Annotated in this window: 23 protein-coding genes and 1 pseudogene; 20 read left to right on the top strand and 4 right to left on the bottom strand. The window is 65.7% G+C overall.

Translation table 11 applies throughout. From position 1 onward, the window contains the following. Position 1 precedes the first annotated feature (1 nt). Genes QRN59_RS11740 through QRN59_RS11730 form a run of 3 tightly spaced genes read left to right on the top strand, consistent with a single transcriptional unit; the run spans position 2 to position 1,722 of the window. Positions 2-202, top strand: coding sequence for a hypothetical protein (locus QRN59_RS11740; RefSeq protein ID WP_059388808.1), 201 nt, complete (start codon positions 2-4; stop codon positions 200-202). A gap of 57 nt (positions 203-259) precedes the next feature. Then, positions 260-1,426 carry a WD40/YVTN/BNR-like repeat-containing protein gene (locus QRN59_RS11735; RefSeq protein WP_284982691.1) on the top strand — a complete coding sequence of 389 codons (1,167 nt, stop codon included), beginning with the start codon at positions 260-262 and terminating at the stop codon, positions 1,424-1,426. Positions 1,427-1,434: 8 nt separating this feature from the next. Then, entirely contained in the window at positions 1,435-1,722 is a 288-nt protein-coding gene (locus tag QRN59_RS11730; protein WP_284982690.1) for a MoaD/ThiS family protein, read from the top strand. Between the two features lie 16 nt (positions 1,723-1,738). Here QRN59_RS11730 and QRN59_RS11725 read toward each other — a convergent pair whose 3' ends face one another. Then, positions 1,739-1,975, bottom strand: a complete 237-nt coding sequence (locus QRN59_RS11725) for a hypothetical protein (RefSeq protein ID WP_059388807.1) — start codon at positions 1,973-1,975, stop codon at positions 1,739-1,741. A 169-nt stretch (positions 1,976-2,144) separates the two neighbouring features. Next, entirely contained in the window at positions 2,145-3,461 is a 1,317-nt protein-coding gene (locus QRN59_RS11720; RefSeq protein ID WP_284982689.1) for an MFS transporter, read from the bottom strand. A gap of 207 nt (positions 3,462-3,668) precedes the next feature. On the opposite strand from QRN59_RS11720, the gene QRN59_RS11715 reads away from it, so the two are divergent. The 13 genes and pseudogenes from QRN59_RS11715 to QRN59_RS24645 all read left to right on the top strand — a co-directional run. After that, positions 3,669-4,439: an IclR family transcriptional regulator gene (locus QRN59_RS11715; protein WP_236813786.1), complete on the top strand. Its 771-nt coding sequence runs from the start codon at positions 3,669-3,671 to the stop codon at positions 4,437-4,439. A 166-nt stretch (positions 4,440-4,605) separates the two neighbouring features. After that, a complete protein-coding gene (locus QRN59_RS11710) occupies positions 4,606-5,529 on the top strand; it encodes a shikimate dehydrogenase (RefSeq protein WP_284982688.1) in 924 nt (307 codons plus the stop codon). Then, on the top strand, positions 5,529-7,496 hold the full coding sequence (locus QRN59_RS11705) for a bifunctional sugar phosphate isomerase/epimerase/4-hydroxyphenylpyruvate dioxygenase family protein (RefSeq protein WP_284982687.1): 1,968 nt from the start codon (positions 5,529-5,531) through the stop codon (positions 7,494-7,496). Before QRN59_RS11710 ends, QRN59_RS11705 begins: the two co-directional genes overlap by 1 nt. A gap of 54 nt (positions 7,497-7,550) precedes the next feature. Next, positions 7,551-8,426, top strand: coding sequence for a protocatechuate 3,4-dioxygenase subunit beta (gene pcaH / locus QRN59_RS11700; protein WP_284982845.1), 876 nt, complete (start codon positions 7,551-7,553; stop codon positions 8,424-8,426). 3 nt (positions 8,427-8,429) lie between these two features. Next, on the top strand, positions 8,430-9,005 hold the full coding sequence (pcaG, locus tag QRN59_RS11695; protein WP_284982686.1) for a protocatechuate 3,4-dioxygenase subunit alpha: 576 nt from the start codon (positions 8,430-8,432) through the stop codon (positions 9,003-9,005). After that, positions 9,002-10,447: a lyase family protein gene (locus QRN59_RS11690; protein WP_284982685.1), complete on the top strand. Its 1,446-nt coding sequence runs from the start codon at positions 9,002-9,004 to the stop codon at positions 10,445-10,447. Before pcaG ends, QRN59_RS11690 begins: the two co-directional genes overlap by 4 nt. Then, entirely contained in the window at positions 10,440-11,255 is an 816-nt protein-coding gene (locus QRN59_RS11685; RefSeq protein WP_284982684.1) for an alpha/beta fold hydrolase, read from the top strand. Before QRN59_RS11690 ends, QRN59_RS11685 begins: the two co-directional genes overlap by 8 nt. Further along, entirely contained in the window at positions 11,252-11,689 is a 438-nt protein-coding gene (gene pcaC, locus QRN59_RS11680) for a 4-carboxymuconolactone decarboxylase (protein WP_284982683.1), read from the top strand. Before QRN59_RS11685 ends, pcaC begins: the two co-directional genes overlap by 4 nt. Before the next feature lie 81 nt (positions 11,690-11,770). Then, positions 11,771-13,015 (top strand): thiolase family protein, encoded by a 1,245-nt coding sequence (locus QRN59_RS11675; protein WP_284982682.1) that lies wholly within the window; start codon positions 11,771-11,773, stop codon positions 13,013-13,015. Positions 13,016-13,019: 4 nt separating this feature from the next. Beyond that, positions 13,020-13,679, top strand: coding sequence for a 3-oxoacid CoA-transferase subunit A (locus QRN59_RS11670; protein ID WP_284982681.1), 660 nt, complete (start codon positions 13,020-13,022; stop codon positions 13,677-13,679). A 1-nt stretch (position 13,680) separates the two neighbouring features. Then, a complete protein-coding gene (locus QRN59_RS11665) occupies positions 13,681-14,367 on the top strand; it encodes a 3-oxoacid CoA-transferase subunit B (protein WP_284982680.1) in 687 nt (228 codons plus the stop codon). Between the two features lie 96 nt (positions 14,368-14,463). Further along, positions 14,464-15,285, top strand: a complete 822-nt coding sequence (locus QRN59_RS11660; protein ID WP_284982679.1) for an IclR family transcriptional regulator domain-containing protein — start codon at positions 14,464-14,466, stop codon at positions 15,283-15,285. A 124-nt stretch (positions 15,286-15,409) separates the two neighbouring features. Then, a pseudogene (locus tag QRN59_RS24645) lies at positions 15,410-15,670 on the top strand (mycothiol transferase); the annotation flags it as partial. Positions 15,671-15,708: 38 nt separating this feature from the next. On the opposite strand, the gene QRN59_RS11650 reads toward QRN59_RS24645, so the two are convergent. Continuing rightward, on the bottom strand, positions 15,709-16,320 hold the full coding sequence (locus QRN59_RS11650; protein WP_284982678.1) for an NADPH-dependent FMN reductase: 612 nt from the start codon (positions 16,318-16,320) through the stop codon (positions 15,709-15,711). 226 nt (positions 16,321-16,546) lie between these two features. Here QRN59_RS11650 and QRN59_RS11645 point away from each other — a divergent pair, with 226 nt between their 5' ends. The 4 genes from QRN59_RS11645 (at position 16,547) to QRN59_RS11630 (ending at position 23,461) form a co-directional block, all read left to right on the top strand. Next, the gene (locus tag QRN59_RS11645) at positions 16,547-17,737 is read left to right on the top strand and encodes a Re/Si-specific NAD(P)(+) transhydrogenase subunit alpha (RefSeq protein ID WP_284982677.1); all 1,191 of its coding nucleotides are present in this window, start codon (positions 16,547-16,549) and stop codon (positions 17,735-17,737) included. Then, positions 17,737-18,078: an NAD(P) transhydrogenase subunit alpha part 2 gene (locus tag QRN59_RS11640; RefSeq protein ID WP_284982676.1), complete on the top strand. Its 342-nt coding sequence runs from the start codon at positions 17,737-17,739 to the stop codon at positions 18,076-18,078. Before QRN59_RS11645 ends, QRN59_RS11640 begins: the two co-directional genes overlap by 1 nt. Then, complete coding sequence (locus QRN59_RS11635; RefSeq protein WP_284982675.1) at positions 18,075-19,457, top strand: NAD(P)(+) transhydrogenase (Re/Si-specific) subunit beta; 1,383 nt, start codon at positions 18,075-18,077, stop codon at positions 19,455-19,457. The genes QRN59_RS11640 and QRN59_RS11635 overlap by 4 nt, the downstream gene beginning before the upstream one ends. A gap of 230 nt (positions 19,458-19,687) precedes the next feature. After that, positions 19,688-23,461 carry a fibronectin type III domain-containing protein gene (locus QRN59_RS11630; protein ID WP_284982674.1) on the top strand — a complete coding sequence of 1,258 codons (3,774 nt, stop codon included), beginning with the start codon at positions 19,688-19,690 and terminating at the stop codon, positions 23,459-23,461. Positions 23,462-23,647: 186 nt separating this feature from the next. Here the strand turns inward: QRN59_RS11630 and QRN59_RS11625 are convergent, their stop codons facing one another. After that, positions 23,648-24,082 carry an SRPBCC family protein gene (locus QRN59_RS11625; RefSeq protein WP_284982673.1) on the bottom strand — a complete coding sequence of 145 codons (435 nt, stop codon included), beginning with the start codon at positions 24,080-24,082 and terminating at the stop codon, positions 23,648-23,650. Between the last annotated feature and the right edge of the window lie 106 nt (positions 24,083-24,188).

The following is a 24,188-nucleotide window of genomic DNA, read 5'->3' as shown; positions in this document are numbered from 1 at the left end:
TGTGGAGATCTTCATGTGGTGGCTGGACATAGACCTCAAGAGCAAGGAATGGCTGCGGGAAAACCTGCGTGCCACGGAGCTTCCACTGGAAGTTCTGCAGCGCATCGCGGATGTCGGCGGCCCGCGCCTTGAGGAGCTGGCTGGCGGGCTGAGCGACGCCGACTGGGACTTCATTGAGACGCAGTCCGAGTTCGTGGACTGAGGCGGTTTCCTAGACCGGTTCATAAAACCGTTGCGGCTCCCGCGCCGGGATGGTTGCATGGGGTGCATGGCTACCGCAGAGAGTTATGTCTTGGCGATCGGGACCAAAAAAGGACTGTGGCTGGCACGCAGCACAGACCGCAAGGAATGGTCCCTCTCCGGTCCGTACTTCCTCATGAGCGAGATCCCCAGCATCGGGATCGATACGCGCGGGGACAACCCCCGGATCATGGTGGGGGTGCGCTCCGAACACTGGGGTCCCACCGTGGCCCACTCCGATGACCTGGGCGCCACATGGACCGAGCCCGAACAAGGCGCCATCAAATTCCCGGAGGGCACGGATGCAGCACTGGAACGGATCTGGCAGATCTACCCGGACTCCGCGTCCCGGCCCGGGGTTGTCTGGGCGGGTTGCGAACCGATCTCCGTCTGGAAATCCACCGACGGCGGCGAGCACTTCGAGCTGAACCGCGGCCTGTGGGACCACCCGCACCGCAGCGAGTGGGGAGCCGGCTACGGCGGTGCTGCCGCCCACTCGATCGTGGTCAACCCTTCCGGGGAGAACGTCCACGTCGCCATGAGCACCGGAGGCGTTTACCGATCGCTCGACGGCGGAGCCTCCTGGGAGGCCCGCAACAAGGGGATTTCGGCTTACTTCATGCCTGACCCCAATCCGGAGTTCGGCCAGTGCGTGCATAAGATCGCCGCCGATGCCGCCGTCGAAGGCCGCTTGTATGCGCAGAACCACCACGGCGTGTACCGCACGGATGACAACGGTGAGAACTGGATCTCCATCGCCGACGGCCTCCCGGCAGATTTCGGCTTCGTGATGCTCACCCACCCCCGCCGCGAAGGGACGGCCTGGGTGATTCCGATCAAGGCCGATAGTGAGCGGATTCCGCCGGATGGCCGCCTTGCCGTGCACCGCACGGACGACGCCGGTGAGTCCTGGAAGCGCTTGGATGTGGGCCTCCCGGACCACGAGTACAACGCCGTGCTCCGTGACGCAGCCGCGGTGGATACTGCTGAACCTACCGGGGTGTACTTCGGAACACGCGGCGGTTCGGTCTACGCCAGCGCGGACGAAGGCGAGTCCTTCATCGAAGTTGCCTCGCACCTACCCGATGTTTTGTGCGTCCGGGCTGCCGTTGTCTCCGGAGTTGTATCCACAGATGTGGCTGCCGAATTGGCCGCTGCCTCCGCGCCATCCGGTCTTCCGGCTTAGGACGGACCTTGCCCGACATCACAGTGGTTTTGCCTAGCGTTCTCCAGCCGCTCGCCGGCGGGCAGTCCTACCTGACTACGCCCGCCGACGGAGCTGTGACCGTGGAAAGCTTGCTTGATGCTGTGACCGGGGACTACCCGGTGCTGGCCCGGAGGCTCCGGGATGAAACCGGTTCGCTCCGCCGCTACGTGAATATTTACGTGAACGGCGAGGAGGTCCGGCGTCTGAAGGGTCTGGATACTGAGGTTGCGGCCGGCCAGGAGGTCTTGATCATCCAGTCCGTGGCTGGCGGCTGAGCGGTTCGGGGCCAGGTCAGGCCACTCGCCAGACTGTGCATTCGTCGGTATTGATGGCCTTGCGCAGGCCCGTCAGCTGATCCATGATCCAGACGACGCCGATGCCCGGAGCCGTTTCCTGGACGCTGCCCCTGCGGATGACAACGTCATCATAGGAGGGTCCGACGGATAGGCGGGCTTCGATCTGGTCGCCACGGTGCAGCTGGTCAAGGGCGCGGATTCTTGTGGGGTGGGTTGATACTTCCTTCAACATGATGGCCTCCCTGGCTGGAGCTGCCAGCGTTTGCCGGCTATTCCAGTGTGACGGGCCAATGTTGCGGGGTGGTTTCGGCCGGGTTAGCCGTGGGTAAGACTTCAGGGAAAAGGAAAATCCAGTGCCCCGCCGGGATGCGGCGGGGCACTGGATAGGGCCAAGCGAGGGGCTACTTGAGGCCGAGCTCCGCCGTCGGGGTCTTGAAGGATTCGCGGGCGGTCATCGCGGAGACAGCTGCGATGACGCAGATGACCCCGGTGAAGATGCTGATCTGTACCCAGCCGCCGGCCTTGGTGCCGCCAATTGCGGTGACGATGGTCGGGGCGAAGCCTGCCATGAGGAAGCCGATCTGCGTGCCGATGGCCAAGCCGGAGAAACGGACCTTGGTGCTGAACATTTCGCCGTAGAAGGAGGGCCACACCGCGTTTGCTGCGGCGTATCCGAGAGAGAAGTACACCACGGAGACCAGGAACATGAGCGGCACGTTTCCGGATTCGAGCGTCAAGAGGAATACCGGTGTCATGATGGCGCTGGCTACGGCGCCGTAGATGAAGACGGGCTTGCGGCCAATCCGGTCAGCCATCCGGCCGAAGACCGGCTGGGTGCCGAGCGCGACGACGTTTGCCGCCACGACGAGCCACAAGGTGATGGTGCTGTTGACGTGGGCCACGTCCTTGGCATAGGCAATCGCCAAGGTGCCGAAGACGGTGCTCACGGCCGAGATGAAGGCGCAGCAGATAACGCGCAGGACGTCGGCCCAGTGCAGCCGGAGGAGGTCGGCCACGGGAAGCTTGGCAATCTGGTTGTTCTTCTTGGCCTCGGCGAACGCCGGCGGCTCATGCAGGGTGCGACGGATGAAGAACGCGACCAGGACCACTACGGCGCTGAGCCAGAACGGGATGCGCCAGCCGATGCCGTACTTGATTTCGTCGGGGAGGGCGACAACGGGGATGAAGACCAATGCTGCGAGGATCTGGCCGCCCTGGGTTCCTGTGAGGGTCCAGGAGGTAAAGAAAGAGCGGCGGTTGTCGGGTGCGTGTTCGAGCGTCATGGACGAAGCTCCGGCTTGTTCACCGGCGGCCGAGAGGCCCTGGCAGAGGCGTGCGAAGACCAGCAGCGCCGGGGCCCACCATCCGATGGACTTGAAATCGGGGAGGCAGCCGATGATGAACGTCGCACCGCCCATGAGCACCAGGGTGAACATCAGGACGCGTTGGCGGCCGATGCGGTCGCCGAAGTGCCCCAGGATGATGGCTCCGATTGGCCTTGCCACGTAGGCGAAGCCGAATGTCGCGAAGGACATGATGGCTGCGTTGGCGTCCGCACTGGGGAAGAAGACGTGCGGGAAGATCAAGGCCGCGGCCGAACCGAAAATGAAGAAGTCGTAGTACTCGACGGCGCTACCGAGGAAGCTGGCGAGGGCGGCCTTCTTCGGCGTTCCCGCCGTGGCAGTGCCCGGCGTCGTAGACGGGATCGTGTGACTCATGGTGTTCCTTTGTGTGACGGCGATGTCGCATCTGGCTGAAATTTGCGTACCTGGAACGTCGATGTGGGTCCGGCAGCGGCCTCACACTGTAGCCACATTGTGAGAGCTACTTGTGCGATATAGCAATGATGACTGTGAGCACAGTCACTTGTCAAGATATTTACTCACCATCTAGATATAGCTCTCACGATGTGGCAATCTTTAGTTATGGATGTGAAGGAAGACACAAAAACGGACATGATCGGCAAGGCCCTGGGCCTCCTCGTATTGCTGGGCAATGAGCCGAAGGGGGCCAGCGCCTCGGAGCTCGCCCGTCAGGCGGAGCTGCCGTTCAGTACTACCTACCGGCTGCTCGGATCCCTGACGCGCGATGGATTCGTCGACTACGAGGCCGACGGCCGCCGCTACCATCTGGGACTTCGCGTCTTCCAGCTCGGTCAACGGGTATCAAACCACCATGGCTTTGCGGGCACTGCGCGGCCCATCCTGCAGCGCGTGACGGAGGGGACCGGCGAGGCCACCATCCTCTCGGTCCGGGACGGCCACCACCACCTCACGGTCAACAAAGTAGATGGTCCCCAAATGTTCCGGGTCACGAGCGATCCGGGGCACCTTGGAATGCTCCACACCACGGCTGTGGGCAAGGCGCTTGTTGCCTTCGCGGACGACGGCGAGCGGCAGCAGCTGGTGGAAGAGCTCGAGTTGGAGCCGTTGACGGAGTTCTCCATCACCGACCGCGACGCCTTCCGCTTGGAAATCGAGAAGGTCCGGCGCCAGGGCTACGCGATCATGGACGAGGAAAACGAGGTGGGCATGCGCGCCGTCGCGGTCCCCGTCCTCAATTCGCAAGGCGTTGCCTTCGCATCGCTTGCCACCGCGGTCCCTGTTTTCCGGATGAGCGTGGAGCAGCTGGTGGCCGTGGTCCCCTTGCTGAAGAGCGCGGCGTCCGAGCTCGCGGACCGCCTGCCGCAGCGCTAGAGGCCCAGCGCCCATTACTTTTGTTCGTGATAAGAACACTAGTGCAATATATGAACATTTTGTGTAGTCTGATTCATACCGCCTTGCGGGGCAACAGACTCTGGATGACTCAAAGGAATCCAGAGGGAGCCAATCCGCGGGTGCAGTTGTCAAAGGAGCAATGAGCATGAGCAACCGAGCCGAATCCTTCCTGGTGGGCCTCATCGGTGAAGGCGTATCGCCTTCGCTGACGCCGCCCATGCATGAGAGGGAGGCTGATGTACAGGGGCTGCGCTATCTGTACCGGCCCATCGACCTGCTGGAGCTCTCCTTGCCCGGCTCCGCCGTCGGCGATTTGCTGACCGCAGCTTCCCGGCTTGGCTACAACGGCCTCAACATCACGCATCCATGCAAGCAACTGGTCCTGCCGTTCCTCGACGAGGTTTCCGAGGACGCCCGGCGGCTCGGCGCTGTCAACACCGTCCTGATCCAGGACGGCCGCTTCATCGGCCACAACACAGACTTCTCCGGTTTCGGTTCCGCTTTGGCCAGCGGGCTTCCCGACGCCGGCCTGGACCGCGTCGTCCAGTTGGGCGCCGGGGGTGCCGGCTCCGCCGTCGCATACGCCCTACTTTCCGCCGGCGTCAAGAAACTGGACCTTGTGGACGTGGACCCCGCGCGCTGCGCCCAACGGGCGGCGGAACTCGCCGCCCTGTTCCCGGGCAGCACCGTCACGGCGCGCACGACGGCGGAGCTGCCGCAGCTCATGCCGCTCGCCGACGGTTTGGTGCACTGCACCCCGGTGGGCATGGCCGCTCATCCAGGCCTCCCACTGGACATGTCCCTCGTGGAACCCAGGCACTGGGTGGCTGACATCGTCTACCGGCCGATCGAGACCCAATTGGTGCTCGAGGCCCGCGCCAAGGGCTGCCGTGTTCTCGACGGCGGACGCATGGCCGTGGGCCAGGCCGCCGACGCTTTCCGCATCTTCACCGGCCGCGACGCCGATCCGGAACGGATGCGGGCACATTTCCTGGAGCTGGTGAGCGCCGAAGAGTCCACAGCCGAAGAGTCGAAGTCCGGCAAGGCACTCGCCGGAGCGGGGCACTGATGCGCACGGGAATCGCCACCGTCTGCCTCTCAGGCACGCTCAAGGAAAAGATGCAGGCCTGCGCCATCGCGGGCTTCGACGGCATCGAGATCTTCGAACAGGACCTCGTCACCTCACCGCTCAGCCCGGAGGATGTGCGGAAGATGGCCGCGGACCTCGGACTCGGCCTGGACCTCTACCAGCCGTTCCGAGACTTCGACAGCGTCTCCGAAGACATCCTGCAGGAAAATCTTCGCCGGGCCGACGCCAAGTTCAAGCTCATGTCGCGCCTCGGCATGGACACCATCCTGGTGTGCACCAACGTGGGAACGGCGACGATCGACGACGACGACCTCCGGACCGAGCAGCTCTCCCGCCTGGCGGAATTGGCCGGGGACCACGGCGTCAAAGTAGCGTACGAGGCCCTGGCCTGGGGCAAATACGTCAACGACTACGAGCACGCGCACCGCTTGGTGGACGCGGTGGACCACCCCCACCTGGGCACGTGCCTGGACTCCTTCCACATCCTTTCCCGCGACTGGGACACCGCGCCCATCGAGGCCATCAAGCCCGAAAAGATCTTCTTCGTCCAGGTGGCCGACGCCCCGAAGCTCTCCATGGATGTCCTGTCCTGGAGCCGCCATTACCGCGTATTCCCGGGCGAAGGACAGTTCGAGCTGGCCAAGTTCATGGGCCACGTGGCCCGCGCGGGCTACTCCGGCCCGGTCTCGCTGGAGGTCTTCAACGACGTCTTCCGCCAATCCGATGTGGAGCGCACCGCCGTCGACGCGATGCGCTCGCTGATCTGGCTTGAGGAGCAAAGCGCCAAGTGGCTCGACGCGAACGCAGCTTCCTTTACGCGGGGAGGAGCGCCGGGAGGCACCAGCGGTGACTCGCCCGCCAACGCTGCCAGCCGCCGTCGTTATCCCATGGAACTGGCCACGCTGCCCAAGGTGGCCGAACCGGCCGGGTTCAACTTCGCCGAAGTCAAGACCGATGAGCCCGCGCAGCTCGAAACGCTCCTGGGCCAGCTCGGCTTCGAATTCGATGGCCGGCACCGGACCAAGGACGTGCAGTTGTGGTCCATGGGCCAGGCACGCGTCATCATCAACGAGCAGGCGCCGTCGCACAGTGAACCCGCCATCGCCGCGTTGGGGTTCGACGTCGACTCTCCCGTGATTGCCTCGGCCCGGGCCCAGCAACTCAAGGCTCCCGTGGTGCCGCGCAAAGTCCAGGCCGACGAGGAAGTGTTCCAAGGTATCGCGGCCCCGGACTCCACTGAGATCTTCCTGTGCCAAGGCAGCCCGGACGGCACCGCGGCATGGACGCATGAATTCGGGCAGTCCCGGGAATTCGGCGAAGGCCTCGAGCACCCTTCAGCGGCAGCGCAAGCGGTCATCGACCACGTGAACCTGGCCCAGCCCTGGCAGCACTTCGACGAAGCCGTCCTCTTCTACACGAGTGCACTCGCGCTGGAACCGCAGCCGTTCGCCGAGGTGCCAAGCCCTAGCGGCCTGGTGCGCTCGCAGGTCATGGTGACGTCGGACCGAGCCGTGCGCCTGGTTTTGAACCTCGCTCCAGTCATCCAGCAAGGACCCGGCCAGCAAGGCAACGGCGCCCGCAAGAGCTACCAGGAACACATCGCGTTCGCGGTGGACGACCTCGTGGCCACGGCGCGGGCGGCGCAAGCACGCGGACTCGACTTCCTGCAGATCCCGGCCAATTACTACGAGGACCTGGATGCGCGCTTCGCCCTGGATCCTGCCTTCCTCGCCACCCTCAAGGAATTGAACCTCCTCTACGACAGGGACGCCGACGGTGAATTCCTCCACTTCTACACCGCCACGGTGGGCAGCGTGTTCTTCGAAATGGTCGAACGCCGCGGCAACTACGACGGCTACGGCGCCCCCAACGCCCCCGTGCGGCACGCGGTCCAATACGACGCAGCCCAATACGACTCGCTTCACGCCCACCACGTGCACCGCTGAGCCGAAACGCAAGCAGAAACCAGGAAAGCAACCACCCGAAAGGAGCCGGCCGTGCTGCTAGACGCAAATGCCGGGCACTACCAAGACGACGACGAGCTCGTACCGGCGGCCGAACCGCATGCCGCCCACGCGCCGTCGGACGCCGCCGTCGAAACCCAGGCGGATCTCAGCGCCGAGATCGAGGCCATCGGCGAAGCGTACGCCCGGGCGCTCAAGGACGGTGCCCCGCCGGAGACCCAACCCCGCCTCGATTTCGCTCCATACCGCAGCAGCATCCTGCGCCACCCCACCAAGAGCCTGCACCACGCGGATCCGGAGACCATCGAGCTGTACTCGCCGGCGTTCGGGCACCAGGACGTGCACGCCCTGGAATCGGACCTCACGATCCAGCACAATGGCGAACCCCAGGGTGAGCGGATCATCGTGCAAGGCAAAGTGCTCGACGGCGACGGCCGCCCGGTTGCCGGCCAGCTCGTCGAGATCTGGCAGGCCAACGCCGCCGGCCGCTACATCCACAAGCGCGACCAGCACCCCGCCCCGCTCGACCCGAACTTCACCGGCGTCGGACGCTGCATCACCGGACCGGACGGCTCCTACCGCTTCACCACCATCAAGCCCGGCGCCTACCCGTGGAAAAACCACCTCAACGCCTGGCGGCCGGCGCACATCCACTTCTCGATGTTCGGCACGGACTTCACGCAGCGCATCGTCACCCAGATGTACTTCCCCGGTGACCAGTTGTTCCCGCTGGACCCCATCTACCAATCGATCGTCGACCAGGACGCCCGCGACCGGCTCGTCGCCAAGTACGACCACGAGCTGACGAGCCCCGAATGGGCCCTTGGCTACAACTGGGACATTGTCCTGAGCGGGTCGAAGCGGACCTGGACCGAAAACGAAGCCTTTGGCGACGCCGGAGATGAGGAGTAGAACATGAGCAAGTTGATCCCCACACCCGGCCAGACCGTTGGCCCCTTCTACGGTTACGCCCTCCCCTTTAATAAGGACAACGAGCTCCTCGCCCCCGGCAGCGCCGGAAGCATCCGCCTGCAGGGCACCGTGTACGACGGCGCCGGAGACGCCATCCCGGATGCCATCCTGGAGATCTGGCAGCCCGACGCCGAAGGCAAGGTGGTCCAGCGCACGGGCTCCCTGGTCCGGGATGGCTACACGTTTACCGGCTGGGGTCGCGCCGCGGTAGGCCACTCTGGTGTCTTCACCTTCACGACGGTCAACCCCGGACCCACCGAGGCGGGAGCGGCTCCGTTCATTTCCGTCGCCGTTTTTGCCCGCGGCCTCATGAACCGCCTTTTCACCCGCATCTACTTGCCGGAAAACGAGGAAGCGCTCGCCGCCGATCCGCTGCTCAGCTCCCTCGATCCCGAGCGCCGCAGCACCCTGATCGCACGCCGCGACGCGGATGGCGGACTCACCTGGGATCTGCGCCTGCAGGGCGGGAACGAGACCGTCTTTCTCGACTTCGAGCGCGTCGAAAGCGCCTCCCAGTGAGTGGCGACGGCGATTTCGGGCTGCTCAGCCCGGTTTCGGCGTCACCCGCCGTGGTGGCGCTGACGGGTGACCGTTCGGTGATCGCCGCCATCCTCGACGTCGAGGCCGCCTGGGCATCCGTGCTCGAGGAGGCGGGCTTCGCGCCCGCTGGTTCAGCCGGCGTCGTCGCCGAGGCCGCGGAATCCTGGGCTTACGACGCCGCTTCCATCGCCGAACGCGCACAAGGTGGCGCGAACCCGGTCATTCCGCTGCTGGCCGATCTCCGAGGCAGGGTCAGGCAGCTCGACGCTGGGCATCCCGGCGGGGCCGTCGGCGCGCTTACCGCCGTGCACACTTCCCTGACCAGCCAAGACGTCCTGGATTCGGCCCTGATGCTGCTCGCGCACCGCGTGGTTTCCGCGCTTCTCGCCGAGGCAAAAGGCACGACGACGGCGCTCGCCGCCCTTGCGGAGCAGCATGCGGACACCCTGTGCGTGGGCAGGAGCCTGACGCAGCATGCGCTTCCGTTCACCTTCGGGCTCAAGGCGGCGCAGTGGTTCCATGGAGTGGCCGCTGCGGCCCGTCGCCTTGAAGTCGTGGAGTTGCCCGTGCAGTTCGGCGGCGCCGGTGGCACCCTGGCTGCCGGTGCCGTGCTCACGGAAGGCTCGTCGTCGAGCCCCTTTGACTTGGCCGATGCCTTGGCCGGGAAACTAGGCCTCGCCCCTGTTCCGGCTCCTTGGCACACGAACCGCCTTGCCGTCACCGGACTCGGCGACGCCCTCGCGGCACTGACGGACTCCTTCGGCAAGATCGCCTCGGATCTGTTGTTCCTTAGCCGCCCGGAGGTTGCCGAGCTGGGTGAGCCCCTTGCCGCGGGTCGGGGCGTCTCTTCAGCCATGCCGCAAAAGCAGAATCCCGTGTTGTCCGTGCTGATCCGCAGCGCGGCGCTCCAGACTCCCGGGCTGGCCGCGCAGTTGCACCTCGCGGCGGCGAACTTCAACGACGAACGTCCGGACGGCGCCTGGCATAGCGAATGGCCGGCATTGCGTCAGCTGCTCCGCTTGAGCCTGGGTGCCGCCACCCAGCTGCGCGAGCTTGCCGAAGGGCTCCGGATCTTCCCCGAGGCGATGCGCCGCAACCTGGAAATCTCGGGGCCATTGCTGCTCAGCGAAGCCGTTGCATCCTCTGTTGCTCCGCTCCTCGGCGCGGACAGGAGCGAAGGGAAGGCCCGCCTGCAAGCCGTGGTTGACGAGACCCTACGGGCACCCGCTGCGGAGCAGGCCCGCATCTACACCAAGCTCCTCCGCGAAGCCGTGCCGGCCAGCAAGCTGTCCGACGAGGAACTGCAGGCGGTTCTGGACCCTGCGAACTACGTCGGAGAGGCTGCCGAAATCAGCCGCCGCATCCTGGCCGCCTACCCGGAGTTTTCCCACTCCAACCCGAACGGAGCCGATCGTGGCTAAGCCCAACGTCAAAGCGGTGTTGCTGTCCCCGCAGCGCACCTTCGGGGAGAAGCCGCTCCTGGTGGTCGGACCCTCGCTCGGAACGTCCACGGTGCTTTGGACCGAGACGGCAGCTCTGCTCGGCAACGACTTCGACGTCATCGGCTGGGACCTGCCCGGCCACGGCGTCTCGCCCGCGGCTTCGGAAACGTTCAGCGTCGCAGAACTGGCCGACGCGGTAGTAGAGCTGGTGGACTCGATCGCGCCTGGCGCTGTGTTCCACTACGCCGGAGACTCCCTGGGCGGCGCTACCGGCCTGCAGCTCGGCATCAAACACGGTGAACGGCTCAAGTCCCTGTCTGTGCAGTGCACCGGAGCAAAGCTCGGTACGCCGGAGGGATGGCTGGAACGGGCTGAAACCGTCCGCGCGCAAGGCACCGCGGTGATGATCCAGGGTTCCGCGCAGCGTTGGTTCGCTCCCGGTTTCATGGATCGCCAGCCAGTGGTCAGCAGCCGCCTCCTGCATGCCCTGCGGGACGCCGACCGCTTCAGCTACGCCTTCTGCTGCGAAGCCCTCGCCGGTTTCGACGTCCGCGCCGAACTCGGCAGCATCACCGTCCCCACCCAGGCACTGGCGGGCGTCGAGGACACTGTTGCGCCGCCGTCGTTCGCTGAAGAAATTGCGGCGGGCATCAACGCCGGATTCAACACAGCCGGCGGCACCGCTATCGCTATTGCGCTCGACGGCGTCGGGCACCTTGCGCCCGCGGAGGCGCCCGCCGTCGTCGCGGACCTCATGCGGACCTTCATGACGGAGGCCGGAAAATGAGCACTGATTCTTCACAGGGTGCCGTTCAGCGCGACGCCACCTCGCAGGAAATCTACGACGCCGGCATGGTGGTCCGCCGTGAAGTGCTCGGCGATGCGCACGTGGACCGTGCCAACGCCAAGAAGGACGAATTCACAGGTGACTTCCAGGACATGATCACCCGCATCGCCTGGGGCGGCATTTGGACCCGCCCGGGCCTGACGCGGCAGATGCGTTCCGCCGTCACCATCACCGCAATGGTGGCGCACGGGCACTGGGAAGAACTGGCCATGCACATCCGCGCGGCCATCACCAACGGGCTGAGCAGGGACGAAATCAAGGAAATCCTGCTGCAGACCGCCATCTACTGCGGAGTCCCCTCTGCCAACACCGCATTCAAGACCGCGCAAGCCGTTTTCGCCGAGCTCGACACGAGCCCCACCCCGCCCAACTGACTCGCATTAGATGTCGTTTTGAGCCCTCATAACGACATTAACTGCGAGCTAGTTGGGACTACAGAATCTAGAGGAGACCCCATGAACCAGGCGTATGTGTACGACGCCGTACGCACCCCTTTCGGAAAATTCGGCTCCGGCCTTGCCGGAGTGCGCCCGGATGACCTCGCGGCCCACGTGGTGCGCGAGGCCGTGAAACGCGCGCCGGACCTGGACGTTGAGCGCATCGACGAAGTCGTATTCGGCAACGCCAACGGCGCCGGCGAGGAGAACCGCAACATCGCCCGCATGGCCACCCTCCTGGCCGGGCTCCCGACGTCGATCCCCGGCACTACGGTCAACCGCCTCTGCGGCTCTTCCCTGGACGCCGCGATCATCGCCTCCCGCCAGATCAACGCCGGCGACGCCGAGCTGATCCTGGTGGGCGGCGCCGAGTCCATGTCCCGGGCCCCGTGGGTGCTGCCCAAGACCTCCAAGCCGTACCCGGCCGGGGACATGACCCTGGCCTCCACCACCCTGGGCTGGCGCCTGGTGAACCCGGCCATGCCCAAGGACTGGACCGTTTCCCTGGGCGAGGCCACCGAGCGGCTGCGCGAGAAGTACGGGATCACCCGGGAGCGGCAAGACGAGTTCGCCGCGGCCTCGCACAACCTCGCCGCGGCGGCGTGGGACGAAGGCTTCTACGACCAGTTGGTGAGCCAAGTTCCCGGCACCGAATTGGTACGTGACGAAGGCATCCGGGCGGGCTCGACGGCGGAGAAGCTCGCAGGGCTCAAAACCGTTTTCCGCCCCGAATCCAGCGGCGCTGCCGCAGCTAAGACAACAGGTGGCACGGTCACGGCGGGGAACGCTTCGCCACTGTCCGACGGCGCCTCCGCGGCCTGGATCGGCAGCGAAAGCGCCGCCGGGCTGCTCGGGCTCGAGCCGCTCGCCCGCATCGCCGGACGCGGGGCGCACGGAAACGATCCCCAGTTCTTCGGCTACGCGCCGGTGGAAGCGGCCAACAAGGCACTCGCGAAGGCGGGCATCGGCTGGGAGCAAGTGGGCGCCGTCGAGCTTAACGAAGCCTTTGCCGCGCAGTCCTTGGCCTGCATCGATGCGTGGGGGATCGACCCGTCCATCGTGAACCGGCACGGGGGCGCGATCGCGATGGGCCACCCGCTGGGCGCCTCCGGCACTCGGATCCTGGGCACGTTGGCCCGCAGCCTGCAGGCTTCCGGTGAACGTTGGGGTGTCGCGGCGATCTGCATCGGCGTCGGGCAGGGCCTGGCCGTGGTGCTTGAGAACGTCACTGCCGGAATTTCGGCACAATTGGTGAAGGGCTAGGGCAATGCTGACATTCATTGACACGGTCGGCGAAGCAGTCGCCGGCATCAAGGACGGCTCCACCGTCATGATCGGAGGCTTCGGAAACGCGGGCCAGCCGTTCGAACTCATCGACGCGCTGCTCGATTCCGGCGCCACAGACCTCACCGTGGTGAACAACAACGCGGGCCAGGGGGACCAGGGCCTTGCGCTGCTCATCAAGGAAGGACGGGTCCGCAAGATGATCTGCTCCTTCCCGCGCCAGTCCGATTCCTGGCACTTCGACACCAAGTACAAGGCCGGGGAAATCGAACTGGAGCTCGTGCCGCAAGGCAACCTGGCCGAGCGCATCCGGGCTGCCGGGGCCGGCATCGGCGGGTTCTTCACGCCCACCGGCTACGGCACCATGCTCGCGGAAGGGAAGCACACGCGTTTCCTCGACGGTAAGTGGCAGGTGTTCGAGACGCCCATCCACGCCGATGTCGCGCTCATCAAGGCGCTCAAGGCCGACGGCAAAGGCAACCTGGTCTACCGGAAAACGGCCCGGAACTTCGGCCCGATCATGGCGGCGGCCGCCAAGCACACCATCGTCCAGGTGTCCGAGATCGTTCCAACCGGTGCCCTGGACCCGGAGAACGTGGTGACCCCCGGAATCTACGTCAACAGCATCGTGAAGGTGGCCTGACATGAGCATCCAAACCTCAACAACACCCCTGGGACGCGACGACCTCGCGCGTCTCGTCGCGCGGGACATCGTTCCCGGCTCGTTCGTGAACCTCGGCATCGGGCAGCCCACGCTCGTCTCCAACTACCTCACGGAAGAGCAGAACATCACTCTCCACACGGAGAACGGGATGCTCGGGATGGGCCCGGAGGCCAAGGACGACGAGATTGACGGCGACCTCATCAACGCCGGCAAGATCCCTGTCACCGAGCTCCCAGGCGCTTCGTATTTCCACCATGCCGATTCCTTCGCCATCATGCGCGGCGGCCACCTGGACATCTGCGTGCTCGGCGCTTTCCAAGTGTCCGCCACGGGCGACCTCGCCAACTGGCACACCGGCGCGCCGGACGCGATTCCGGCCGTCGGCGGTGCGATGGACCTGGCCACCGGCGCGAAGGACGTTTTCGTCATGATGACGCTCCTGACCCGCGAGGGTGTGTCCAAGCTCGTGGAGCACTGCAGCTACCCGCTCACCGGAGTGGGCTGTGTGACCCGCGTGTACACGGACAAAGCGGTCTTCCTGATAGGGCCCGACGGTGTGACCGTGCGTGAGACGTTCGGCTGCACCTTCGAAGAGCTCCAAGCGATGGTGCCGGTCCCGCTGGTGCCGTTCGACGAGAAGGCGGCTGGCGCCGTCGTCGGGGTCTAAACGCGCCTCAAATCGAGCGCGAACTGGCAGCAAATGCCCTTTGGAAGCAATCCAAGGGGCACCTGCTGCCAGTTCGCGCCAATAGGATTGGTAACCATGACCGACGCAGCAGTAGCCGGAGCGCCGCAGGCGGGTGCTCCCCAGGCCAGCGACCAATACGTGCAATCGCTGGCACGTGGCTTGTCCGTGATCCGTGCTTTCGACGCGGCCAACCCCGTCATGACGCTTAGCGAGGTGGCGGCGCGCACCAACCTCACGCGTGCCACGGCCCGTCGGTTCCTGCATACCCTGGTGGAGCTGGGCTATGTCCGCACGGACGGCAAGACCTTCGCGCTCACCGCGATGGTGCTGCAACTTGGCTATTCGTACCTGTCGGCGTTGTCACTGCCCCAGCTCGCGCAGCCGCACCTTGAAGAACTCTCGCTGAAATTGGGGGAGTCGACCTCGGCCGCGGTGCTGGATGGGGCGGACATCTTCTACGTGGCGCGCGTGACCACACGCCGGATCATGACGGTCGGCATCTCGGTGGGTACCCGCTTCCCCGCCTACGCCACGTCCATGGGAAGGGTGCTCCTGGCCGGCCTGACGCAGCAGAAACTGGATGAGTACCTGTCCTCAGTGGAGTTCAAAGCCCTGACGCCACGGACCGTCACGTCCCGCGAAGAGCTGGTGGCCGAGCTGGACCGCGTGCGCAGGCAGGACTGGTGCGTTTTGGACCAAGAGCTGGAACTCGGGCTCATGTCCGTTGCAGCGCCCGTCCGCAATGCTGCCGGCAAGGTGGTGGCTGCCGTCAACGTCTCGCTCCAGGCTCAAAACGTCGCCGTACAGCCTGATCCGGGAGCCTATATCGGGTCGGTCCGGGACGAAATCGTGCACACTGCAGGGCTGATTTCGGCGGATATTGCTGCCAAGCACTGAGCACCCAAGTATTTTCGGCGCGCCCGGAGGGCGAACCTGGAGCCACAAGCTCGTCACGCCGGTGAGGCCTTGGAATCACCACACGGCGGGATCCCGGCGTGGTTGCCACGGCGCGTGGTAGCGCCCTGACTGGGACTGGCACTCGGCCGCCGAGGACTCACCCGAGCAGCTCCGTGCGCTCTGGCAGGACACGGTGTCCCGCTCCCGCTCGCTGACCGCGGAGGCAATGGCCGACGCCGGCATGGGCCGGCTGGCATTGCGCACCTGGTCTGATGGCCGGGCACCCAGCCTGCGATGGATTGTCCTGCACATGATCGAGGAGTACGCGCGACACAACGGCCATGCAGATCTCCTCCGGGAACCGGTGGACGGTGTCACAGGGGAGCAGCCCCGCGGCCGCGCGGAAAACCTGCGCCCGCCACGCTACCGCGTCAGCTTGGCGCCGTCCGGGTGTTCGTCGCCAATGTGCCCGGGCGCGTTGGCAGCCAGGACGCGTTGGACGAACGCGCTGTATTCCTCCATGTAGTGGCGCAGGAGGGACGCGGTGCCTTCGTCCCGGACGGATCCGTCCTCGTTGTACGATGCCGGATCGAATTTGACGTAGGCCTCCGGGGCGTTGAGTTGCGGCGCGTCGAGGAAGCTCAGGACGCTGCGCATGGAGGACTGCATCACGGCCGTCCCGATGCTGCCGGGTGATGTGCCGATGATGCCCGTGGGCTTGCGTGCGAAGGAGTTGGTTCCCCAGGGCCGGGATCCCCAGTCGATGGCATTCTTCAAGGCGCCGGGGATGGAGCGGTTGTACTCGGGGGAGATGAACAGGATACCGTCCGACGCCGCGATAGCGTCCTTGAGGGCCCGTCCCGCAGGCGGGAAATCGGCGTCGTAGTCCGAGCTATACAGGGGCAGGTCCTTGATGGGAATCTCGGTGAATTCGAGCTCCTCCGGCGCTACGCTGATGAGGGCCTTGGACAGGACCCGGTTGATGGAACGGCTTGAAAGGCTGCCGACGAAGTATCCGATTTTGTACGTTGCCATAGCTGTGTTCCTTCCCGACGGCGCGGCCGGAACCGGCTCATCGACGGTGCGGTAACTGGAGGCTCCCAGCCCACAGCGAGCATATTAGAACCGCCCGAAGATGGGAATGGCCGCCCTGGCCGTCATCCCTACTCCCGCCACGGCCTTCCGCGTCCTAGACTCAAGCCAACAACGGCTCAGGACAATGATGTTCAGAAGGACATTGGGGTTCGGAAAGGGAGCGCGGGTGAAACTCGGCATAGCGCGGGAGCGCCTGGAGGGTGAACGTCGTGTGGCTGCGACACCGGAGACCGTCACTCAGTTGGCTGGACTCGGGCTGGAAGTCGTCGTCGAAAGCGGAGCTGGAACCGCCGCGGGCCACAGCGACGAGGACTACCGCCAGGCAGGAGCCCTCATCGTCCCCGCGTTGGATCTCGCCCGACTGGACGTCTACGCGCACGTCCGCCCCCTCGAACCCACGACGGCTGCTGCGCTTCGCCGGGGCGCCGTCACGGTAGGGCTGGCCTCGCCGTCGTCGGAACTTCCCACCGTCCTCGCGCTCGCCGAGGCGGGCGTGACCTCCTTCGCGCTTGAGCTGGTGCCGCGCATTTCCCGGGCACAATCCATGGACGCGCTCACGTCCCAGGCCCTCGTGGCCGGATACCGCTGCGTGCTCGAGGCGGCAATGCGCCTCCCGCGCTTCTTCCCGCTCTACATGACGGCCGCCGGAACCATTCCCCCGGCCCGCGTGCTGGTATTGGGTGCGGGCGTGGCCGGCCTGCAGGCCATCGGTACCGCGAAGAGGCTGGGTGCACGCGTCTCCGCCAACGACATCCGGCCGGCGTCGGCGGACGAGGTCGCGTCCATGGGCGGCACCTTCATCAAGCTCGACGTGGAGACGGCGGAATCGTCCGGCGGCTATGCGCGCGAGCTCAGCGCCGACCGCGGCGCCCTGCAGCGAGAGCTGCTCGCCCCGCACGTGGCCCAGGCAGACGTGCTCATCACGACGGCGGCGGTTCCCGGGCGGCGGGCCCCTCTCCTGGTGAGCCGCGAAATGGTTCAGCACATGCGCCCGGGATCGGTGGTCGTAGACCTCGCCGCGGAGTCCGGCGGCAATGTGGAAGGCTCGGTGCCTGGCCTGGATCTTCAAATACCGACGGCGGACGGCCAGGGCACGGTCACTCTGGTGGGGATGAAGGATGTCGCCTCTGCCATGCCCGCGGACGCCTCGCGCCTCTACGCGAAGAACGTCGCGAACTTGCTGGCCCTCATGACTTGTGATGGCGCAGTCGTCCCGGACTTCGGCGATGAGGTGGTGGCGGGCGCGTGCCTGACGCACGACGGCGAGGTGCGGCACGGTCCGACGGCCGAGGCCCTTGCGGCGCTCTCCGCCGAGACGGCGGAATCCGTAAGCTCCGCCAACGAGGGGGTCTCCTGATGGACGGCATCGCCCTGCTCACCATCACCGTCTTGGCGATCTTCGTGGGCTTCGAAGTGGTCTCCAAGGTCTCAAGCACGCTTCATACGCCCTTGATGTCCGGGGCCAACGCTATTCACGGAATCATCCTGGTGGGCGCGATCATCGTCGCCGGGCAGGCCTCGGACCCTTGGGTCCTCGCGGTCGCCTTGCTCGCCGTGGTCCTCGCCACCGCCAATTTGGTGGGCGGTTTCGTAGTGACCGACCGCATGTTGGAGATGTTCCGCGGCCGTAAACGCGTTGTGCCCCCAGACGGGAAATCTGCGGCAGTCGAGGCCGGGTCCAAGGGGCGCACGCGATGACCCTCATCGACCCGGTGTGGACATCGCTCCTCTACCTTGCGGCTGCCGTGTGTTTCATCCTCGCGCTCAAGGGACTCAATTCGCCACGTACCGCCCGGCGAGGCAACCTGGTGGGCGCATTCGGTGCGGTGCTCGCCGTCGCCACGGTCTTCACGTCCGTCAAAATGGACAACGTTCCCTGGATCCTGGGCGCGATGGTGGTCGGTTCGGGCGTGGCCGCGCCGGTGGCGCGCCAGGTCAGGATGACCCAGATGCCACAACTCGTGGCGCTGTTCAACGGCGTGGGTGGCGGTGCCGCGGCGCTCGTTGCACTCCTGGAACTTGCGCACACGGAGGACCGCTGGGTACGTGTAGCCATTGTCTTCACGCTGCTGGTGGGGGCGGTGTCGTTCGCAGGTTCCGCCATCACATTCTCCAAACTCCAGGAGCTCATGACCACCCGCCCGGTGGTGTTCCCTGGCCTGCCGACCCTCATGGGAGCGGTGCTGCTCGCGGCGGTGGGTGCCGCCGTCGCCGTCGTTTTCAGTGGTTCCCTAGCGCTCGCGCTGCTGCTCTTGGTGCTGGGGCTGGCGGCGGGCGTGCTGCTCGTGCTGCCGGTAGGCGGCGCGGACGTGCCGATCGTTATCTCGCTGCTGAATGCCTTTACGGGCCTGGCCGTGGCAGCTTCCGGCCTGGTGCTTGGCAATGTGCTTTTGGTGGTGGCTGGCACGTTGGTAGGCGCCTCGGGCACCATCCTCACCCGGGCCATGGCCGCGGCCATGGGCCGCAGTGTTGCGGGTATCCTTTTCGGCGCGTTCAAGGGAGGCTCGACGGCGGGGTCGACGGCGGTGAGCGACCGCCCGGTGCGCTCCTCCAGCGCGGAAGACGTGGCCGTTCTCCTTGGCTACGCGCAACGGGTCATCATCGTTCCTGGTTACGGGCTCGCGGTAGCGCAGGGTCAGCACACGGCCGCAGAGCTGGCCCTCGCACTTGAGGCGCGGGGGATCGATGTGGATTTCGCGATCCACCCGGTGGCTGGCCGCATGCCCGGGCACATGAACGTGCTTCTCGCCGAAGCCAATGTGCCCTACGAATCGCTCAAGGAAATGGGCGAGATCAATTCGGAATTCCGGACGGCCGACGTAGCGCTCGTGGTCGGCGCGAACGACGTCGTCAATCCGGCCGCGAAGACCACTCCAGGTTCGCCGATCTACGGCATGCCCATCCTCGAAGTTGCTGACGCCCGCCAGGTGGTCTTCCTGAAGCGCTCCATGCGGCCGGGTTTCGCGGGAATAGAGAACGAACTCATGTACGAGCCGCAGACCACGCTGTTGTTTGGCGACGCCAAGGAATCCCTCGCCAAAGTGTTGAGTGCGGTCAAGGCGCTCAAGCTTAGTTAACCAACCCTGGGGTGCTCGCCGGCACCTATACTGCCCAATCGGGTGAGCACACTCAGGATCGCGGCCCGCAGCTGCTGCCCAGCCGGGTGAGTCCACTCAAGACGCGGTCGGTGTCAACGCCCTATCATCGCCGAAGACCTAGGGGCGGGGAATGCTCTCATCTTGACGGTTGCCCCGGGATCGAATGGACGGTGAGTGGAGTGGCTAGACTCTCGACGCAGGAGCAGACAGTGATACGGCGCTTCGGGATCCGTTGGGGCGCCGTGGGAGCGTGCGCAGCAATGGTCCTGGCACTCCTCAGCGGCTTTGCTTTGCCGGCGCATGCCGCAGCCAACACTGTCATCACGCTGACCTTCGATGACGGCAACGCCGACCAGTTGACCGCCGCTGCCACGATGAAGAACCTCGGACTTCACGGCACCTATTTCGTCCCCTCCGGGTGGGTCGATCAGCCGAGCTATTTCACGTCGGCGAACCTGCAGCAACTCTATGCGGACGGCAATGAGATTGCCGGGCACACGGTCACGCACCCCGACCTGGTCACCTTGACGTCGGATGAAGTGACGCGGCAGGTGTGCAACGGCAGGGTCGCCCTGGCAAACATGGGCTTCAAGGTCACCAGCTTTGCGTACCCCTTCGCCTCCTTGGATCCTGCGGTTCAGACCATCGTGAAGAATTGCGGTTTCAACAGCGCACGCGGGCTCGGGGACCTTTACAGCAAGGACGATCCGGGGCTGCCGGCTGCCGAGACCATCCCGCCTGCCAACCCCTATGACACCGCAGCGCCGGAGGAAGTGGACAGCACATGGACGCTGTCCAACCTTGAAAACTCCGTGACCAGGGCGCAGGCGGCTGGCGGTGGCTGGGTTCAATTGACGTTCCACCACATAGCGGTGGGGACCGATCCGACCCTCACCATCAGCCCCAGTCTGTTCAACCAATTCGCCTCGTGGCTAGCGCAACAACAGACAGCGGGCAGTGTTGTCGTGAAGACGGTAGACCAGGTAATCGGTGGCGCGGTCCAGCCGCTCGTCTCCGGCCCGGCCGTGCCTCCGCCGCCTCCGCAGGGAACCAACATGATCCAGAACCCGAGCCTGGAGACGCTCACCAGCGGAATTCCGCTGTGCTGGGCTGCGGGTGGATATGGCACCAACACGCCTAGCTATTCCGTGGTCTCGCCCGGACACACCGGCACCAACGCTGAACAGTTGACTCTGAGTGGGTACGTCAGCGGTGACGCGAAGCTCCTGCCTGCCCTGGACCTTGGCGGCTGCTCGCCCACGGGCACTCCCGGCCATGTCTATCAGCTCAGCGCCTGGTATAAATCCAACGTCATCACCCAATTCGAGGTCTATTACCGTACAGGAACGGGGTACTGGACCTACTGGACGGCGAGCCCATTGTTCAACGCCAGTAGTAACTGGACCCAAATTACCTGGACCACGCCAGCCCTTCCCTCAGGCGCGTCTGGTATTAGCTACGGACTGAACATCCAATCCAACGGTTCGATCACCACGGACGACTACTCCATGATCGACGTCACCCCGGTCACGGCGACGGCGCCTGCGGCACCTACTGGGGTGAGCGCGATGGCGGGTAACGCCTCGGCCGTGGTGTCCTGGACGGCGCCGGCCAACGGCGGCTCCGCGATCACCTCATATACCGTGACGCCTTCGTCCGGCGGCACGGCCTTGGCTCCGGTGACGGTTACCGGGAATCCGCCCTCGACGACGGCGACCGTCACCGGATTGACTAACGGCACTGCTTATACGTTCACCGTCACGGCCACCAACGCGATCGGCACGTCGCCGGCGTCGGCCGCGTCGGCTCCGGTCACCCCGACAGCCCCGACCGCACCTTCCGCTCCAACCGGCGTGACCGCCACGGCGGGTAATGCGTCCGCCGTGGTGTCGTGGACTGCTCCGGCCAACGGCGGCTCCCCGATCACCTCCTATGCGGTGACGCCTTCGTCCGGCGGCACGGCCTTGGCTCCGGTGACGGTTACCGGGAATCCGCCCTCGACGACGGCGACCGTCACCGGACTCACCAACGGCACCGCCTACACCTTCACCGTCACCGCCACGAACGCCGTGGGAACGTCTGCGCCGTCTGCCGCCTCGGCGCCTGTCACGCCGATAGCACCCGCTCCCGGCGTCGCCAACGGCGGGTTCGAATCCGGGCTGACGTCCTGGACCACCGGCGGGGTCAGGGCGCCCGTGGCCTCCACTGTTGCCCACACCGGCACAGGGTCCGCGTTGCTGGGCCTGGCCTCCGGGACGGAGCCTTTGGGTGACAGCAGCCTGGCCCAGACCATCACGATGCCCGCCGCCGGGACGTCCACCCTGTCCTTCTGGTACCAGCCCCACACCGCAGACGACACCTGCACCGGCACCACCTGCCGCTACGACTGGATGGAAGCACAAGTCCGCACCACGAGCGGCACGGTCCTGGCGAGCCTGTTCAAACTCTCCAGCAACTCCGGGACCTGGACCCAGCTCAGCGCGAACCTCTCCGCCTACGACGGGCAGACCATCGTGCTCTGGTTCAACGTCCACCTCGACGGCGCCAGCCCGGCGGATGACACCTGGATGTACCTCGACGACGTCACCCTCAGCAACACCCAGACAACGCCCACGGCGCCCGCCGCCCCCACCGGGGTCACCGCGACCGCCGGCAACGCCTCCGCCACCGTGTCCTGGACCGCCCCTAACAACGGCGGCTCCCCGATCACCTCCTACGCCGTCACCCCGCACGCCGGCGCCACGACCCTGGCCCCGGTCACCGTCACCGGGAACCCGCCCGCGACGACGGCGACCGTGACGGGGTTGACGAACGGCACGGCCTACACGTTCACCGTCACGGCCACGAACGCCGTCGGCACCTCGCCGGCCTCGACCGCGTCTGCACCGGTCACCCCCACGCCGACCGCGACGGCGCCTGCCGCTCCGACAGGGGTGACCGCGACGGCGGGCAACACCACCGCGACCGTGTCCTGGACGGCCCCGAATAACGGCGGCTCCGCGATTACCTCCTACGCTGTCACCCCGCACGCGGGCACCACGACCCTGGCGCCGGTGACTGTCACCGGAAACCCACCCGCCACCGGTGCGACGGTGACGGGGCTCACCAACGGCACGGCCTACACATTCACCGTCACCGCGACCAACGCCGTCGGCACTTCCCCGGCCTCGGCGGCCTCGGCTCCGGTCACCCCCACGGCAACCGTGACGGCACCGTCCGCTCCGACAGGTGTCACGGCGACGCCGGGGAACGCCTCCGCGACCGTGTCCTGGACCGCGCCGAACAACGGCGGCTCCGCGATCACCTCCTACGCCGTCACCCCGCACGCCGGCTCCACGACCCTGGCCCCGGTCACCGTGGCCGGTAACCCGCCGGCGACGACGGCGACCGTGACGGGTCTGAGCAACGGCACCGCCTACACCTTCACCGTCACGGCCACCAATGCGGTGGGGACTTCCCCGGCCTCGGCGGCCTCGGCTCCGGTCACCCCCACCGCAACAACCACCTCAACTATTACCAACGGGGGCTTCGAGTCCGGGCTGAGCTCCTGGACCACCGGCGGCGTCAGGGCACCTGTGGCCTCCACCACCGCCCACACCGGGACGGGTTCCGCGTTGCTGGGACTGGCCTCGGGAACGGAGCCTTTGGGTGACAGCAGCCTGTCCCAGACCATCACCGTACCTGCCGCCGGGACATCCACGCTGTCCTTCTGGTACCAGCCCCACAGCGCGGAAGATCCTTGTACGGGCAATGCCTGCCCGTACGACTGGATGGAAGCGCAGGTCCGCAGTTCCAGCGGCACTGTCCTGGGCAGCCTGTTCAAGCTCTGCAACGACAACGGCACCTGGACCCAGTTCAGCGCCGACCTCACCGCCTACAAGGGCCAGACCATCACGCTCTGGTTCAATGTCCACCTCGACGGTTCCAGCCCGGCGGATGACACCTGGATGTACCTCGACGACGTCACGCTGACCAACGGCTAAGGCTTGGAGCTGGTGATCAAAGAGAGGGGTTGGTTATTGATGTATTTGGCAGCGTTCCCCGCTACGAAAGACAAAAGCCGGTGGCCGCTGTGATACGCGCTGCCACCCGCACGCCTTTTAGGCTCAGCCTGCCGGCTCCCATCACATAGAAACGGGCCCCGCGGGGAGGGTCGGGGGCCTCGTGGACTAGCTGGCTTCGAGGATCTTCTTGAGGTTCTCCAGGTCCTTGCGCATGGCCGCGCGCATCATTGGCGCCATGACCATACCTGCAAGCGTGGAGAACCCGGAGGGTTCACCTGTGTTGCGGAGGGTCATGCGGGTCGCGCCATTCTCATCGGACCAGGTGTAGGTAGTCCGCATCGGGAATGGACCTTGGCTTGTGCGCATGGTGAGTTTCTCGCCGGGGACAAGCTCGGTGAATTCGTAGACATAGTCCAGATTTCGGCCCAGGAATCGCGCCGTGAAGGCAACCCGGGATCCGACCGCCAGGGGCCGCGGCGTCTGCCACTGTGCGGATCGTATGTTCGCGTACCAGACCGGCGCGTTGTCCGGGTCGGAAGCATAACTTGCCACGATCTCGCGGGGCCGCTGGATCAGTATTTCGGTCTGGACGTTCACCATTGTTGTTCCTCTGTGTCTGGCTGGCCCCGGCCGGCGGGCTGTTGACGCGAAGGCGGCCGTCCCCAACTATCGCAGAACGCGCCTACCGGGCGGTAACCCACATTGA

This window comes from Arthrobacter sp. efr-133-TYG-118, from assembly GCF_030209755.1.
GTDB lineage: Bacteria > Actinomycetota > Actinomycetes > Actinomycetales > Micrococcaceae > Arthrobacter.
The sequence above is the reverse complement of the archived record's forward strand: the minus strand, read 5'-3'. Positions and strand labels throughout refer to the sequence as shown.

Excerpts from the sequence above, each read along its gene's own strand:
- QRN59_RS11650 (WP_284982678.1), bottom strand. The coding sequence starts at position 16,320 with ATGGCAACGTACAAAATCGGATACTTCGTCGGCAGCCTTTCAAGCCGT.
- QRN59_RS11670 (WP_284982681.1), top strand. The coding sequence starts at position 13,020 with ATGCTGACATTCATTGACACGGTCGGCGAAGCAGTCGCCGGCATCAAG.
- QRN59_RS11705 (WP_284982687.1), top strand. The coding sequence starts at position 5,529 with ATGCGCACGGGAATCGCCACCGTCTGCCTCTCAGGCACGCTCAAGGAA.
- QRN59_RS11715 (WP_236813786.1), top strand. The coding sequence starts at position 3,669 with ATGGATGTGAAGGAAGACACAAAAACGGACATGATCGGCAAGGCCCTG.
- QRN59_RS11725 (WP_059388807.1), bottom strand. The coding sequence starts at position 1,975 with ATGTTGAAGGAAGTATCAACCCACCCCACAAGAATCCGCGCCCTTGAC.
- QRN59_RS11640 (WP_284982676.1), top strand. The coding sequence starts at position 17,737 with ATGGACGGCATCGCCCTGCTCACCATCACCGTCTTGGCGATCTTCGTG.
- QRN59_RS11710 (WP_284982688.1), top strand. The coding sequence starts at position 4,606 with ATGAGCAACCGAGCCGAATCCTTCCTGGTGGGCCTCATCGGTGAAGGC.
- QRN59_RS11660 (WP_284982679.1), top strand. The coding sequence starts at position 14,464 with ATGACCGACGCAGCAGTAGCCGGAGCGCCGCAGGCGGGTGCTCCCCAG.
- QRN59_RS11675 (WP_284982682.1), top strand. The coding sequence starts at position 11,771 with ATGAACCAGGCGTATGTGTACGACGCCGTACGCACCCCTTTCGGAAAA.
- pcaG (WP_284982686.1), top strand. The coding sequence starts at position 8,430 with ATGAGCAAGTTGATCCCCACACCCGGCCAGACCGTTGGCCCCTTCTAC.
- QRN59_RS11625 (WP_284982673.1), bottom strand. The coding sequence starts at position 24,082 with ATGGTGAACGTCCAGACCGAAATACTGATCCAGCGGCCCCGCGAGATC.
- QRN59_RS11720 (WP_284982689.1), bottom strand. The coding sequence starts at position 3,461 with ATGAGTCACACGATCCCGTCTACGACGCCGGGCACTGCCACGGCGGGA.
- pcaC (WP_284982683.1), top strand. The coding sequence starts at position 11,252 with ATGAGCACTGATTCTTCACAGGGTGCCGTTCAGCGCGACGCCACCTCG.
- QRN59_RS11635 (WP_284982675.1), top strand. The coding sequence starts at position 18,075 with ATGACCCTCATCGACCCGGTGTGGACATCGCTCCTCTACCTTGCGGCT.
- QRN59_RS11735 (WP_284982691.1), top strand. The coding sequence starts at position 260 with ATGGGGTGCATGGCTACCGCAGAGAGTTATGTCTTGGCGATCGGGACC.
- QRN59_RS11665 (WP_284982680.1), top strand. The coding sequence starts at position 13,681 with ATGAGCATCCAAACCTCAACAACACCCCTGGGACGCGACGACCTCGCG.